The organism is Vibrio sp. SCSIO 43133, from assembly GCF_023716845.1.
GTDB classification, from domain to species: Bacteria; Pseudomonadota; Gammaproteobacteria; order Enterobacterales; family Vibrionaceae; genus Vibrio; species Vibrio mediterranei.
In genome coordinates this window covers 2,348,615-2,363,956 of the sequence record NZ_CP068024.1, presented here as the reverse complement: position 1 = coordinate 2,363,956, position 15,342 = coordinate 2,348,615, and the positions used below count along the sequence as shown (strand labels likewise).

Genomic DNA, 15,342 nt, shown 5'->3' with positions numbered 1-15,342 from the left:
TTCATTCTGAATATCATTCGGCGGCAATCTTAGGAATCGCAGTAATCAAAGGCACACCGGATATTTGAGTGAGTTGATCCCTACGGCGTATAGTTGTATCAAAGAGCTCAAGAACAATTGCCATACCTATGCCCAGAACAAGTCCAGCGATAACACCAACAGCCGCAAATACGGTTGGCGTGAAATTCGTTGGTGAACTGGGTGTATAAGGGAGATCGATGATTTTGACTCGTTTATTTTGCTCAAACACACCTAATGAACCGGTCAATTGTGCCATTTCGTAACGTTCCACTAGTTCATCGTAGAGTTGTCTTTTAAGACTGACATCACGTTGTAGCTTCAATAATTGTTTGGCATTACTACCGTAACTTTGGGCGTTGACGGTGAGCTCATCAATCATAGACTGCAAGCTATTAGTTTCTTGCTTGAGTGATTCGTACCGACCTCGAACAAGTTGGAGGCTGTGAAGCTGCGTAATTAGAAGTGGCTGAATATCGCCTACATCGCTAACTGAAGTCACACTGGCAATATCCCACAGTTGGTCGCTGTTGAGTTCGGGTTGCTCAGACTGAAGTAATTGGTTGCGCTCTTTCTCTAGCCTACTAAGTTCTCTAAGTTTGGCCTGCACGGCACTGTGGGTATCAGTGTATTTTGCTTTAAGTAAGGTTAACGCGCTTCGAGTTTCAATGATCTGTTCTTCCAATTTGCCGACTATCGGGTTGGTTTTGGAGAGTTGCTGATCAAGCGAGCCTAGGCTTTGTTCTACGCCAGATAGCTCAGCTTGTTTTTCCGCCAAAGTTTGCTTAAGCGAGGCTAGTCGGCTCAGATTCTCATTTTGCATTTCAGGTGTCGCTGAAGAGTGTTGGTTGTAATAATCGGCTAACGCTTGTTCGGCGTTTTCTAGCTCTTGTTTGCGTTTCTTAATATGGATAGTCAGAAATTCACTGGAATCCCTGATCGATGAGCGTTCAGGTGCCAAAAGTTCTTCGACAAAGTGAACACTTACTGATTCTAGCAGCGCCTTCATGCCCTCTGGTGAGGATGAGGAGTGTTCAATTTTTATGAAGTCTTTGCCTAATTGAGTAACGGTTAGGTTGGCAGAAAGCTCAGCGATAATTTGATCTTTTTGAGTTGCGGTCATGGAGTCATTAATAAGGCTTAGGTCACTTGCAACTGACAACAGCACGTGTCGGCTGTTGAGGAGAGTTTTAAGTGCTGACAGACGATCTTTGAGCATGGTCGAGACGGCAATATCTTCAAGGAACGGATTCATTTTGGCGGTTTCTTGAATCAGCATGCTGGTATGCGATTTATATTTCAGAGGAGTCAAGACGCCGATAGCATAAGCGACAAACGGCATGATCAAGATTGGCATTGCTATCGCATAACGACGCCTCCAGGCTGCCGTTAAGATAGCTAAAAGCCTCAGCTTTAGCTCACTCATAAGGCCTCCAAATAGCGCTCTAGTACTTGAGTTCTTTGTTCCCAGCTCTCGCTGTCGACTAGACCTTCAGGAAGCTTAGTCGATTGCTTTGCCGCTGACTCAAGCGCTTTTATCATTTCGTCAACATTTTGAATCACGATGACATGTTCACGGTAGGGCTTAAGTGCCGGAAATTCGGTAGTAATAACCGGTCTTCTTGCGGCTAAATACTCTTTCAGCTTAAGAGGGTTGCACGCACTAATTTGTGTGTTTAAGACGAATGGCAGCAAACTGACGGTCCAGTGCTGGCTGTAACATGCGAGTTGCGCATGAGGCTTGGGTCCTAGATAAAAGACGTTGTCGGCCTGTACAATTGGAAACTGTTCTAGTTCGAGTTGACCAATAAATACGAAATCCCAATGCGGCATGGCACTTATCACCTGATTAAGGAGATCATAATCTAGCCAACTAGAAAGACTGCCATAGAAGCCAGCAATTGGACGTCCTCTGTTTGGTAAGTCATTGGCGCGCTTGGTAGGCTGGGAGAAGCGCTGACAATCCACACCATGAGTTAGCAAGCGAGTTTTCCTTTCCGGGAATTTTCTCAGAAGCTTTTCGCTTGCCGTAATGACCATATCAGCCTCTTGAACCAGATGACGTTCATGCTGCAATACCGTGTCATGATCAACTCCTGCGAGCGCTCCAAAATCGTCACCGCAGTAGTAGACAATAGGTAGATTACCTAATCGTTGGCAGACGTCAGCAGCGGTGGGTAATGAACTCCAAATAATGGGATTGTTGAGTTTTAGTCTTTTAATAACGGGAACCAACTGTGACTCCATCAAGGCTGCTGCCAGCTTTCTAGACCATGTTGAACGAGGCGCTGGAATCGTCATCAGGTTTACAATAGTAATAGTCTTTGGTACTGGCTCGGATTCGAGTTTCAGTTGTTTGGACTTATCACGTCGGAGTAGCTTGTTTAGTGCTCGGGCCGCATCGTGTTTAGTAAACTTGGGTTGACGTAAACCAATGGAATTTATCCAGAGTACTTTCCGCTGACTGGCAAGGCGCTTGACGAGATGCTGAGTGCTAGAAGGCAAGGCACCATAGTCTTCTCCGAATACAATCAAATCTCTCATAACATAATCCTTGTTATTCAGTAACGGTCAATTAACGCTATATCGTCTGATCGATATGTCTAACGACTTTCGCAGGGCATCCAGCGGCGATAACATTGGCGGGTAAATCGTTAGTCACGACGCTACCTGCAGCGACGATGGTTCCCTGTCCAATTGTCACGCCAGTTTGCACGGTTACTCCTGTCGCTAGCCAAACGTCTTGCTCTAGGACAATGCTTCCAATGCGATGATCTTCATCGGGTGCACCTTCTGCTCTTTGGCGTGCATTGAGCGGATGTCCTGAGTAACCAAATAATTGACAACGTCCCGCGATTCTCACGTTGTCTTGAATTTCAACTTTTTCGGCAACAGCGATAGTGACCTGCCAACCTATATCAACATTGCTACCGACGATAAGTTCTGGATGTATTGCAGGGTTAGGGTGAGGTGTAGTTCGAGCGCTAAAAGTGGTGTGTCCTGACACTCGGCAGTCATTACCTAATGCAATTTTCAGGGGACCAGTGACAAGTGGCAATCCGCTGTAAAGATAGAGTGAGTGACCACATTTCGATACGCGCCCTTTAAATGCAGGCGTGTATACAAGTAGTCGAGATAGTGTTTCGATTCCATTTCGCAAAATAGTTAATAACGCATAGAGCGCTTTGTTATAAAACGATGGCGTGGGAATGCCTGTCGCACGCGCTCTTTTCAAAATGACAAAAAGGTTTCTCATTTTGGGATTTGGATGAGACCGAAGCCAATTTTTGAAATCGAATGACGAAGTAGTATTCATTTTGACATTCCTTCTCATTATTCTGAGTCGTAGATTTTAGGATACTAGAAGGGGTATCAAGAAATGCGCCAATAATTATAGTTATATTAATCAAAGGGTTATCGGCTACTTATGTTCTGGGCTTTCGCACTTCTCAAATTGCGAAGCAATTTGTGACACTGCGATGGTCAGTGCAGCGAGAATATAAATCGGCCATACGAAGCCTTGAGTGAGAAAAGTACCGGATACAAAGGTGCCTATAAGGCCACTGTATACCGCCAGTGCCATTGAGCGCAGATAAGGTGGGATATCCGCTCTACCATCTATGAAAGTGAGCGTTTGCCTAGCACACTTCAAAAGCTGATAAATGAAAAGTAAGAAAACAATAAGCCCAATAAAGCCAGTCTCGGCTAACACACCAAACCAAGTACTGTGAACAGCGTGGTTTAATCCATCCCAATGAGGACTGTAGAAGAAATAGTTATAGTAAAAGTTATCCAGTCCAACACCTAAGACAGGGTTGTCTAGTGCCATTTTATAGGCAGCTTCCCACGCATAGATCCTGCCCATTGCAGATTCATCAATGCCTTCTTCCGCAGCTCCTCCAGAGGCTCGTCCGGATATGCCAGCTAATGAGTAGAGCGCAAGAGCACCGATAACACCTAAAAAGGCAAACAGAGTCTTTGATGGAATGATGCGCCAAGCGTAGAACCCCAGCACCGCAAGTGACCCTAACAATCCTCCTCGGCTTTGAGTTGCGACAATTGCAAAAAACAGAACCGCAGAAGTTAGGAGCGACAGGGCTCGAAATGACCACCCGATTCCTTTCGTCGTCATAGTGGCGACAGTAAATGCAAGAGGAAACAGCAGCACTAAGGCAAGATCATTTGGGTCGCCAAGCATAGAGCCGAAACTTCGACCAATAGTGACCCTTGAGCCTTCGACTAAACCAATACCATTAGCGGAGTTATAGAGTGCAACACAACCTACAACAAGCCCCGAAATAACAATCAGAAATGAAAAACGTGATAGCTCTTTGGGAGAGGTAATCAACCATGACACGGCCAATGTCATGATAATTATTTTGACGTAAGTGCCACTAAACATCGCGATGGCAACGCTTCTATTCGCTGCAAACACGACTCCTACAATGACAATCCCCCAAAATATAAACAGCCATCGGTAAACCGGATGCCAGTAAAGCTGTATTTTTCCACTAATTAAGGTATGCCAAAGTAACGCGGACAGGGCGGCAGCCGAGAGCATTAACGGAATTTTCAATGGATAGAGTGCGGGAAAAACTTCATGAATTCGGAAAAAAGAAAATACGATAAATAGCGTTACCAACCAAAAGGTCTGACTCAAAACAACCAATATAGCGATTGGAATTAGTCCGATAGCCAGACCCACAATAGGGTGGGGTACCAATGCCCATATAAGGCCTACCAGAGCGCACAACGTAACACTCAGTAGTGTATGTTTAGAGTGGTTAGAAGAAGGAGTGGCGGTATTCATCGCCATACCTTGCTTACAACGACATCTAGCCCATTCCAATTGGAATCTTGCGCATCGACGCTAGTCATGACTAAGCTCCAACTCAAGAATGGAATTGCATGTAGCGAGTATGTAAGTAGTGATTGGGCGATAACTCTTCTCAGCATCGTAACACTGAGCAACCTTCATCGCTTCGACGGCAATTGCATCCCTTGAGAAGGGGTCTTTGTAACAATGGTGGAGAACTTTTGCGAGAGAACTGGGTTCATTGCCATTATATTTCAGACAGCTGTAACCGTCTGATAACACTCGACCCCAATATCCATTGTCCCTCGGAATGATAGGGCACATGCCCGCAGCCATCGCTTCTAAAATTAACAGGTTAGCCGATTCATCAGGCGCAGTTGATACAAAAATACTGCATTGCTGTCTTATTTCATCGATATTTCGACAGCCCTGATACCAATGTAGCCCTTTAATTGGGCGGGGGATAGAGGTGCTTTTATCAGCTGATTTCAGTAATGATTGAGAGTAGTAACAGATGTCTCCGTCAATAGGCCGAGGAACTTGTGCCACCGCAGTTAAGAGGTGCTCGATATGATATTGATTAAGGTCTCCTGCCCAGAAAATTCTCGAGTCTGCGGTTTTTCTTACGGTTGGCCAATCAGCGATTGTGATACCACTTTGGAAGCTTTGCCAGTTTTCATCTTTCAACGTGTTGTTTTGTTGTAGCAGATGCCTGTTTAATTCTTCAGTACCAGCTAGGTAGAAAACTTTCGTCGCTTTTGTTAGGCACCACAGGTTTGTGGCAGAGTCATAGAGTTTTGAATAAACCAAGTGAACGAGCGCATAGCCCCAACACACTCTCAACCAGTAGACTGGGAGGGCCATTTGAGGCTGAGAAAACGATAGCATCACATGCACCTTTGGGAGTGTTGTTAAGAAGTAGAGACAGTAACAAAGCTGGCAGAAGCTTTTGAACCAATCAGTAATTGATAACCGCTTTTTAGAGTCAATAGGGAAAGGGAGTGAGTATATCTGCAACGGGATTTCGTAGTCTTTCAGTCGTGTCCAATGACTGGCTTTCGCGGCTAAGACGCTTATCTGCACACTTTCATTACCGAGCTGACGCAGCAAAGAGTGCAACGCTAAAGTATCGTTGTCTTTAGTGGAATAAGCATCGAAGACTACAATATGTTTTTGGCATTGTTTGGTCATATCTAAGGCCTGATTGAGATGAATAACTATCTCGAGGGATAGCCCATCAATTTGCGTAATAGATATGTTTAGAGCAAGTAAGATGCCACGTTACTAACTCTTTATATTACAAATAGTTAAGGATAAAACTCTTCAGGTGCGGTTGTACTTGATAATGGAATTCTCAATATAGGAATCACAATGACAGCTTAATGATAGGTGTTACTGGGTTACGGCATCGCCAAAACCATAAATGGAGAGTACTTGGGGAATGATGACTTTGGTGGAGTAGTTCTGTTCTATCGTTTGTTGCGCGTTAAGCTTTACTTGCGCTTTTTCAGCGGGGGAGAGTGAAAACCAGTGCTTTAGCGCGTCATACATCTCCTGGTTACTGTCAACGATCCATCCATTGATCCCCGAGTCTATCATGCTAGGCAGTTCGCCCAGTTTAAAGCTAATAAGTGGAATGCCACGAGACATCGCCTCTAACGCAGCCATGGGCAGCCCTTCATACTTCGAGGTGATGAGTAATACATCGATGTCAGGCCATACACGGGCCATCTCTTTTTGGTGGCCATGGAAAGTGACGTTAGGTGAATTGTGTTGTTTTAACTCTAGCTCCATATCACCAGAGCCATAAACATGAAAGGCATTGCGAGGAAACCGATTTGCGATATCTAGAAAAGTGTCTGGGCCTTTTTCTGGACTTAATCGCCCTACGAACGCTACGTTTTGATTTGTGGATTCAAGAAACTCAGTTTGTGGGACAAAGTTATTGACCAGTACACTAGAATAAGGAACTTTCCCTTGGATCGCGCGACTTACACAAATCCGCTTATGACTGACTATGGCACTGACTCGATCTACAGCGTCGTACCAGCGAACTTTTCCGATCGGTGTTTCACCAGCATGAAAAGTCGATACTATGTTAATTGCAGATGTCGCGCCGCAAAGGCGAGATAAGCGAAGTAGTATGTTCGCTTTGTAGCCATGTGCATGAATAACAGTGGGTTTTTGGTTTTGCGAAGCCGCTTTGTCAATGGCTTTGTTTAGCCTCAGCCAAATAGAGTGTTGCGGATAGTCGACATCCAATATAGTGGTATCAATATTAGCGGTTTGAAGCTGCGCAATGAGTGGCGGCGTAGGTTTATGCGACGTTAAAAATACAACTTTTACGTTTTGCTTAAAGGCAATCAAGCCTTTTGCTAGCTCAAGGACGTGCGTCTCTATACCGCCAAAAGTACTACTGTCTAACAGTAGCCAAACCCGCTTGCTACGAGGCACTGTCTTCTGCCTCCCAAGCTTGTTTTTTTCGGTAGACAGTGGATGGGCTTAACTCTAGAAGCACGGCCGCATTGAGCACATTGCCATCACAAAAATCGATAGCCTGCTGTATGGTTTCTCGCTCAACCTGCCACATAGGACGAATGTTAGGTGTTCTAGGCTCAGTATCGCTGTCAGGCTGAGGTTGCACGGCGGCCATTTGGACCGTCTCTACCATATTGTGGTCAACGGTGTTTTCTGGCGTTGGATGTTGTACCACTGAGAGAAGACTTTGTGGAGTGCTAGGACGAACAACTGTTGCTGGTCTTGTTTGGACCATTTCGGCGGGCAGATGATTAACGCCCAAAGATTTGTCATCGTTAAGAACCACAATGTTACGTATTACGTTTTGCAACTGTCGAACGTTCCCAGGCCAGTCATATCGTTTGAGATAACGCTGTGCTTCTTTGGAAATAGATTCAAAACGGCGTTTATCTTGCTTCGCGTAACCTTTCAAGAAGTGTTCTGCCAGAGTGACGATGTCACGGTCTCGCTCACGCAGTGGCGGCATATGAATTGGAACTACATGTACGCGATAATAAAGGTCTTCACGGAAACGACCTTCTTTTACTTCAGCTAATGGGTCACGGTTCGTCGCGCAAATAATGCGAACATCTACTTTTTGTTCTTTGGTTGCACCTAATGGTGTAAACGTGCCAGTTTGCAAAAAGCGCAGAAGTTTCTTCTGCATTTCTAAGTCCATTTCGCACAATTCGTCCAGGAACAAAGTACCGCCGTGTGCAAGTGACGCAGCGCCCTTACGATCCGTTGTCGCCCCTGTAAATGCGCCTTTGACATGTCCAAAAACTTCGCTTTCCATTAAATCTTTAGGAATAGCGCCACAGTTTATGGCAATAAAAGGCTGCTCTCGACGTTCGCTTTCGTTGTGAATGGCGTTGGCGCAAACCTCTTTACCGGTGCCACTTTCACCAATAATAAACACGCTGGCGTTGGTATCCGCTACTGCATCGATAATTTTGTATACACCTTGCATGGGAATACTGGCGCCAATAAAATCATGAAATCGTTCACGTTCCATCTGCTGTTGAATATCATCGAGCATAGTTTCCAATTGAACTTGCTTTAGATGAATGTTGACGGACGTTTTTAAGCGGTCAGCTCGAATTGGTTTTTCAAGGAAGTCTTTCGCGCCTTTTTGAATAAGCTTGACGGCAGTATCTACACTGCCATGTGCGGTAGCGACGATAACCGGAATCTGCAGGTTTTTTTCTTCCATCCATTCAAGGATCTCGTCTCCCTGCATATCGGGCAATTGCAGATCTAGGATTATCAATGAAGGCAAGGTTCGTTCTAACAGACGCTTTGCTTCCGCGCCGGTAGCCACATGCAATAATTCGTAGGGCTCGTTCTGCAAAAACTGTTTATAAAGTACTGCGAGTGAAGAAGAGTCTTCAATAAGGAGCACTTTCGGTGTCATATTTACTTCCTTGTTTAATATCACTGCTGATTAAAGGATAGTACAAATAACGACGATTTTTAGTAAATTACTGTCTAACGCGCTGAATATAAAGAATTTGCGCAAAAGAGTGTCAAATAGGCAACGACAGGAATCTATTGCTGACCACTTTCTTCTTAGCCCACGATGTTATTTTGGAAGGTAACCAACCCAGACGATCAATCTCGCGGCAAATCTCACTTGCTAGTGAAGGTTGATCCCGGTAGTTAAGTACGGTTCCCAATAAGTGGGTGTGGGTACCTTCTTGTAATGCCTGAACTGCATCGGCTACTTGGTTGGTGAGCGTGACCCCGCTTAGCACAACCAAATAAGTACCATCACATGCGTTAGCGACACAGTGCGCTGGGATGTTGTTTTGATTAACGTTGAGGATAGGTGACGTATCAATAACCACTCGATCATATTGAGTTAGCCATTCTGCAACTTGTTGCCTTAAGTTGGTTGGGTCCTTATACAACAAACGAGTTCGTGGGTCGCTAGGTGCGGATACCCCAAGAAACACTTTTGGGGAGTGTTTATCTTGCACCCAGTGGCTGTTCTTCGGCGTGAGTTCTGATGAAAGAGAGGGAACATCAGACAGTTCTATGCTCATCAGACTTGGGTGGTATAGATTGAGGTCGACCAACAGTGTTTTATGACCAGCAAGAAGGTAGCGCTCAGTCAAAGCTTGCGCTATCGAAGAGGTGCCTTCTTGGCTGTTGCAGGCTGTAATACTGATTGAGCGGCATTGCTTCAATTCTGCATTGAGATAAAGCTCTTCAATTTCAGCATGAGTCGCGGGAATAGACATTATAGCGCTCCTATTACAGCGATCGTCGAGACGATCCTGAAGATATCGGTTAAGCCCAGTCGAGCTTGTTCTGCAAAGCTATTACGGCGGTCCGGGATATAAATAGTATCGCCTGCGCGAATCACGGGTAACATTTTGATATCAGCAGTTTTACTGAACTCCACCAGATCAAAGGTTCTTGCTTGTCCTTGGCAGCAAGACATGTTAACGACGCTAATCTTCTCTACATAAGCTCTATCACTTGGTCCTCCTGCCTCTGCTAAAACGTCAAGAATTGTCATATTGTCGTTAAACACGTATCGTCCGGGGTTATTGACAGCACCTAATATGCGAATGGTTTTCTCTTTAGGCGTATCTAACCAGTTACGGTTTTTCTCTGGGACATAAATCGTATCTCCGCGCTTAACCAGTGGAATAATGGACTCATCACCGGTCTCAAAGTAAAGCGAGAGATTGAGCTTGCTTACTTTCGAATAAGGCTTGTCTCGGTGAGTCACGCGAATGTTGTGAATGTCCGCGTCTTTAGTTGGTCCGTCTGCCGCAGATAAAATATCAAGAAAATGCATATCGTCCGTGAATCGATAACGGCCCGGAGCATTGACTTGGCCAAACACGTAGATGGAGGCATCGGAGCTTTGTCTTACCCACTGAGCTTTGTTATCTGATGGATCTTGTGGTAAATCATGAACACGGACAATAGCGCCAGCTGAAATGTAAGGCAGCTCTGATTGAGGAGCCCCTCGTTTTATGAAGGCATCAAGATCAAACACCACCATTTTATTGCCGTTAGCGACTTCGATTTTTGAGGTGTCTGCGCGGCCGCTTGGACCTCCAACATGCGCCAGTAAGTCCATCAGATCCATTTCATCTGACCATTCAATTCGGCCAGGTCGAACTACTTCACCGATTACGTTGACTGCTCGGTCTGGGGATACTTTAAGCCACGATTTCTCGTTGATATCGGTTTTCTCTGGTACAAAGATAGCGTCACCAGGCTCTATTTTTGGTGCTTGACTGCCTTTTAGACCTTCGGTGTACGCCGTCATATCAAAAGGGACTACTCGGCCATCGGACTTTATTACGCGAATCTGTCTAGACTCTGCAAATCGTGTTGGGCCTCCGGCATTGGCAAGGATATCCATAAAGGTCGCGCCTTTTTTACCTTCAAAAGCACCGGGAGCGGCTACTTCACCCATGACATACACGGTATTGGAGCCGGATTTAATTTCCTCTTCTTGTTTGGGTACAAAAATCGTCGCTCCGGCTTGCAGAGGAGGTAACAAGGAAACATCACCACTGTCTAAATAGCGTTTTAAGTTGAATAGTGTAGGGGTGTTATTGCTGATTACTCGAATTTGCTCCACGCTCGCATAACGCGTAACGCCGCCTGCTCGCATCAGCACGTCTACTAGGTCGCTATTCGATTTATAGGAGAAGGAGCCAGGTGCATTCACTTCACCAAATACTTTAATGGCTTGGCGTGAGTCGGCACTATCACCCGAATCAGCAAGTTTAGCCGGGTCAAACTCTTGTTCAATATTACCGACTAATGGGGAAGCTGGTACAAATAAGGTGTCCAAAGATTGCAGGGCTGGGAGGTTTTTGTCATCACCAGTATCAAGGAATCGCTTGTAGTCGAATTCCTGTCTATCTGCACCTCGTTTTAGCAACATTTTGTTTAACTGGGCTCCGGAGCGCAGTCCGCCAGCGGCGTGCAATGCCATTTGGACATTTGAGTTGTAGGGAAGCGTATATTCTCCTGGTGAGGCAACATAGCCTTGCACTGAAATTAGAATTTGCCGTTCTGCGACATAAACTTGGACGTTTGAGGTGTCACGAAAAACTTTATCAAGCGCACCCTTTACCGCCGTGGTGAGCTGTTCTTCGTTATAGCCGGCAACGAATACAGGGCCTACTTCTGGTAGTGTAATTCGACCACGTTTATCAACCTGAAATCCCCTATTTAAGCTCGATTCGCCAGGCAAATCGACTTGAATGAGGTCGCCGACTTGTACCTGCTTCTCGTTAGCTAGGGAAAGTGGTGCAAATAAGGCGAAGAGAACAGTTACGCATAGTAGTACTATTACTTTAGCTTGGTTCATCACAACGCTCCTTGAGTGGCATTGCTATTTTTATCCGCGATGACTTCAATGCTGACTCTTCGGTTGGTAAGTCGAACTCCCGGGCTGTCACCCTCGTAGAGAGGCAGTTCTTCACCAAGTGAGTGTGTTTCGATACGACCAGGAGCTAGGCCAAATATAGTTAGGTAACGCTTAACTTGCTGCGCACGTCCTTTCGCAATCTTTTCATTGTATTCGGTACCTCCGGTAGCATCGGCGTGTCCGGTAACAGAAAGGCGAATGGTAGGATGTTGCTTAAGGATGTTTGCTGCTTCCGCGAGATGACCCATGTATTTGGGATTAACTTCGACAGAGTTGTACGCGAACTGGTTATCGACATTAAGAAGTTGGTAGACACGCTTAACCACTTGCATTAGATCATCAAAATCCTTGCCTTTGAGAGGGGGCGCACATGTCGCCTCATTCAATACGTAGTCGAGACGCAACTCCAAATCATTGAGCTTTTTACGTTGAATGACGATGTCGTTAGCAGCGTCAATCCATAGGCCGCCCTCTAACTCTCTTGCGATGCGATTTTGTTTTTCTTGTGCCTGAAGAACGGCAGCGGGGAAGCACCATTGTGCTCCTTCTTCAATCAAGGAATCTAGGTGCAGCGCGGCTAGCTTCCAGTCAAATCGCAAACCGTGCTCAGGTCCCAAGGGTTCATCTGGCATCACTGGTGAAAAATCAGAACCTGCATAGTTCTCGGCAATACCACCTGTTCCCTCATCTGGGTAGCTTGTACAAGCTAAAAGGAGATATGCCGAGAGACAGGTAATGCATAGCTTTACACCCGTTTTTACGTCCATGTAGTTACCACCTATTCTGCCAACAAATTAGTATAATTATGTGTTACAGGTATTCGTTACTCGCATGCGTGTTCACAGGAATTGCCTGACCAATTCGAAGCAACTGTATGATTTGTAGCGGTTGTCCCGTTACGTTCTCTAATCGCATTTTGCGTTCGCGTTCAACTAGACGCTTATATAGATAAACAATAGCACCGATGCCTGAAGAATCCATAAAGCGGACTTGACTTAGGTCAACCTCTATCTCTTGGTGCCAATCATTGTGGATAATGTCATCGATTTGAGGCTGTGCTTCACGGCTTCCTCGAGCATCAAAATCACCATACAGTTCTAGTTTCAAAGTGTGGTTGTTGGTCTCTGCTCTTAGTAGTTCCATCTTGCTGTCCTTATCAAGGGGAGTGTGTTTCGAGTAATAGAGCACGGACTGTGCCAAACTTATAAATATAAATAATTCAATGACTTATTTGCATGCAATAGGGTCTGTCGCAAAATAAAAAAAGCGCTTCTCAAATTGAGAGGCGCTTTTTTATATTGACGTTAGGCTTAACGAGGTCGTCGTTTAGGGCTTCTGGATGGTTTTCCATTGCCAGATGGTTGCCCAGACTTTTTCTTAGGTTTCGAACCTTTACCTGAGTTTCTTTGGCTGTCAGTTCTGATATCTGGTTGACCTTTAGTATGTTTGGTCGCGAATCTGTTTGCACCGTGTCGACCTGACTTTCTTCGTTGGGCTGGCGTCTTAGCATCAAGATCTTCTGCAGGGACTAAACAGCCCGGTTTGTCACCGATCAAGTACTGCTTGCCCATGCTCGTTAATGCTTCTCGGAGCAAAGGCCAGTTTGCTGGGTCATGATAACGTAACAGCGCTTTATGCAACCGACGTTGACGATCTCCTTTAGCAACAGGCACATCCTCACGTTTTTTATACTTCACACGCTTGAGTGGGTTGGTCTCTGAGTAATACATTGATGTGGCATTACACATCGGTGATGGATAGAAGTTCTGAACCTGATCACATTCGTAGTTGTTCTTTTTCAACCACAACGCGAGGTTCAACATATCTTCATCTTCAGTGCCAGGGTGCGCAGAGATAAAGTAAGGAATGAGGTATTGTTTTTTACCAGCCTCTTCACTGTACTTTTGGAACATCTCCTTGAAGCGGTCGTAAGTTCCCATACCCGGTTTCATCATTAAGTCGAGCGGATTCTTCTCGGTATGCTCAGGAGCAATCTTCAAATAACCACCGACGTGATGCGTAACAAGCTCTTTCACATATTCCGGTGATTCTATTGCCAAGTCGTAGCGAACACCCGATGCAATCATCACCTTTTTGACCCCTTTAACTTTGCGAGCTGCACGATAAAGGTCAATAGTGTGTTTGTGGTCAGTATTGAGCTTGTTACAGATGCCAGGGAAGACGCAAGAAGGACGACGACAGTTGGCTTCTGCTTTTGGATCTGAACAGCCAAGACGATACATGTTAGCTGTTGGACCACCTAGATCAGAAATCGTACCCGTGAAGCCTGGAACTTTATCGCGAATCTCTTCAAGTTCGTTAAGAATTGAGTCTTGCGAACGGTTTTGAATAATGCGGCCTTCATGCTCAGTAATCGAACAGAATGAGCAGCCACCAAAACAGCCACGCATGATGTTCACAGAAGTCTTGATCATGTCATAGGCAGGAATCTTGGCCTTACCGTACATAGGATGTGGTACACGTGCATAAGGTAGACCGAATACGTAATCCATCTCTTCGGTAGAAAGTGGGATTGGTGCTTGGTTTACCCAAAGCTCACGATTACCGTGCTTTTGAATCAAAGCACGCCCCGAATAAGGGTTTGTTTCCAGATGCATGACACGACTGGCGTGCGCGTACAAAATACGGTCGTTGTTAAGCTTCTCGTACGGTGGCAGTCTCACTGCCGTTGTTTTTGCATCATGACGAGAAGGGCGAATCGTAATTGGCTTAGCTTCAGGCTCTTTCTTTTGTGTATCGCAATTTGATTCTACTTCGTACGGGTTTTGAGGCACGAACGCTTTACCCGGCTTTTCAATGCGAGAAGAATCAATAATCGTGTAGTTTTCTGGTTCTGCAGGAAGATTAACAGCAGTCCCGCGAATATTGGTCATGTTGCTAACAGTTTCTCCATCAGCAAGACGGTGTGCGACCTCAACTAAGGCACGCTCGGCATTACCAAATAGCAAAATATCCGCTTTAGCATCAAATAACACAGAGCGGCGAACTTTATCAGACCAATAATCATAGTGCGCAATTCGGCGCAAACTCGCTTCTATACCACCCAATACAATGGGGGTCTCTTTGTAAGCTTCACGACAACGCTGAGAGTAAACAAGTGTTGCACGATCGGGTCTTTTTCCACCTTCGTTATTCGGCGTGTACGCGTCATCGTGACGTAGCTTACGATCGGCAGTATAGCGGTTTATCATCGAGTCCATGTTACCTGCAGTAATACCGAAAAACAGATTCGGTTGACCAAGCTTCATGAAGTCATTTTTGTTGCTCCAATCTGGTTGGGCAATAATGCCAACGCGAAAGCCCTGCGCTTCTAATAAGCGTCCGATGATCGCCATGCCAAAACTAGGGTGATCGACGTAGGCATCACCAGTAACAATGATGATGTCGCAGCTGTCCCAACCAAGGGCATCCATTTCTTTTCTGCTAGTTGGCAGAAAACGAGCCACACCGAAGCACTCGGCCCAGTATTTTTTATGCTCATGGATTGGGGAAACGTCGTTGTACATATTTTAACCTCTAGTTTTGGAGGCGGGCATTATATACCCCTACGTTGATGACTTCAAAG

At 45.4% G+C, this 15,342-nt stretch carries 11 protein-coding genes and 1 pseudogene; all 12 read right to left on the bottom strand.

The window, feature by feature from the left end:
- Positions 1-13 precede the first annotated feature (13 nt).
- The gene (locus JKJ11_RS11180; RefSeq protein WP_252038180.1) at positions 14-1,444 is read right to left on the bottom strand and encodes a GumC family protein; all 1,431 of its coding nucleotides are present in this window, start codon (positions 1,442-1,444) and stop codon (positions 14-16) included.
- Complete coding sequence (locus JKJ11_RS11175) at positions 1,441-2,562, bottom strand: glycosyltransferase family protein (RefSeq protein WP_252038179.1); 1,122 nt, start codon at positions 2,560-2,562, stop codon at positions 1,441-1,443. The genes JKJ11_RS11180 and JKJ11_RS11175 overlap by 4 nt, the downstream gene beginning before the upstream one ends.
- Positions 2,563-2,599: 37 nt before the next feature.
- Positions 2,600-3,334 carry an acyltransferase gene (locus JKJ11_RS11170; protein ID WP_198558040.1) on the bottom strand — a complete coding sequence of 245 codons (735 nt, stop codon included), beginning with the start codon at positions 3,332-3,334 and terminating at the stop codon, positions 2,600-2,602.
- A 105-nt stretch (positions 3,335-3,439) separates the two neighbouring features.
- The gene (locus JKJ11_RS11165; RefSeq protein WP_031493834.1) at positions 3,440-4,828 is read right to left on the bottom strand and encodes an O-antigen ligase family protein; all 1,389 of its coding nucleotides are present in this window, start codon (positions 4,826-4,828) and stop codon (positions 3,440-3,442) included.
- Positions 4,829-4,888: 60 nt separating this feature from the next.
- Positions 4,889-6,025 carry a glycosyltransferase gene (locus JKJ11_RS11160; RefSeq protein ID WP_252038178.1) on the bottom strand — a complete coding sequence of 379 codons (1,137 nt, stop codon included), beginning with the start codon at positions 6,023-6,025 and terminating at the stop codon, positions 4,889-4,891.
- A 201-nt stretch (positions 6,026-6,226) separates the two neighbouring features.
- Positions 6,227-7,288 carry a glycosyltransferase family 4 protein gene (locus JKJ11_RS11155; RefSeq protein ID WP_198558038.1) on the bottom strand — a complete coding sequence of 354 codons (1,062 nt, stop codon included), beginning with the start codon at positions 7,286-7,288 and terminating at the stop codon, positions 6,227-6,229.
- Positions 7,278-8,765 (bottom strand): sigma-54-dependent transcriptional regulator, encoded by a 1,488-nt coding sequence (locus JKJ11_RS11150; protein ID WP_006074405.1) that lies wholly within the window; start codon positions 8,763-8,765, stop codon positions 7,278-7,280. Before JKJ11_RS11150 ends, JKJ11_RS11155 begins: the two co-directional genes overlap by 11 nt.
- 112 nt (positions 8,766-8,877) lie before the next feature.
- Positions 8,878-9,594: a CpsD/CapB family tyrosine-protein kinase gene (locus JKJ11_RS11145; RefSeq protein WP_252038177.1), complete on the bottom strand. Its 717-nt coding sequence runs from the start codon at positions 9,592-9,594 to the stop codon at positions 8,878-8,880.
- Positions 9,594-11,696, bottom strand: a complete 2,103-nt coding sequence (locus JKJ11_RS11140) for an SLBB domain-containing protein (RefSeq protein ID WP_006074407.1) — start codon at positions 11,694-11,696, stop codon at positions 9,594-9,596. The genes JKJ11_RS11145 and JKJ11_RS11140 overlap by 1 nt, the downstream gene beginning before the upstream one ends.
- Entirely contained in the window at positions 11,696-12,523 is an 828-nt protein-coding gene (locus JKJ11_RS11135; RefSeq protein ID WP_006074408.1) for an OmpA family protein, read from the bottom strand. The genes JKJ11_RS11140 and JKJ11_RS11135 overlap by 1 nt, the downstream gene beginning before the upstream one ends.
- 43 nt (positions 12,524-12,566) lie before the next feature.
- Positions 12,567-12,899 (bottom strand): STAS domain-containing protein, encoded by a 333-nt coding sequence (locus tag JKJ11_RS11130; RefSeq protein WP_006074409.1) that lies wholly within the window; start codon positions 12,897-12,899, stop codon positions 12,567-12,569.
- Between the two features lie 200 nt (positions 12,900-13,099).
- Positions 13,100-15,283 (bottom strand): annotated as a pseudogene (locus JKJ11_RS11125) (YgiQ family radical SAM protein); the annotation flags it as partial.
- Positions 15,284-15,342 lie beyond the last annotated feature (59 nt).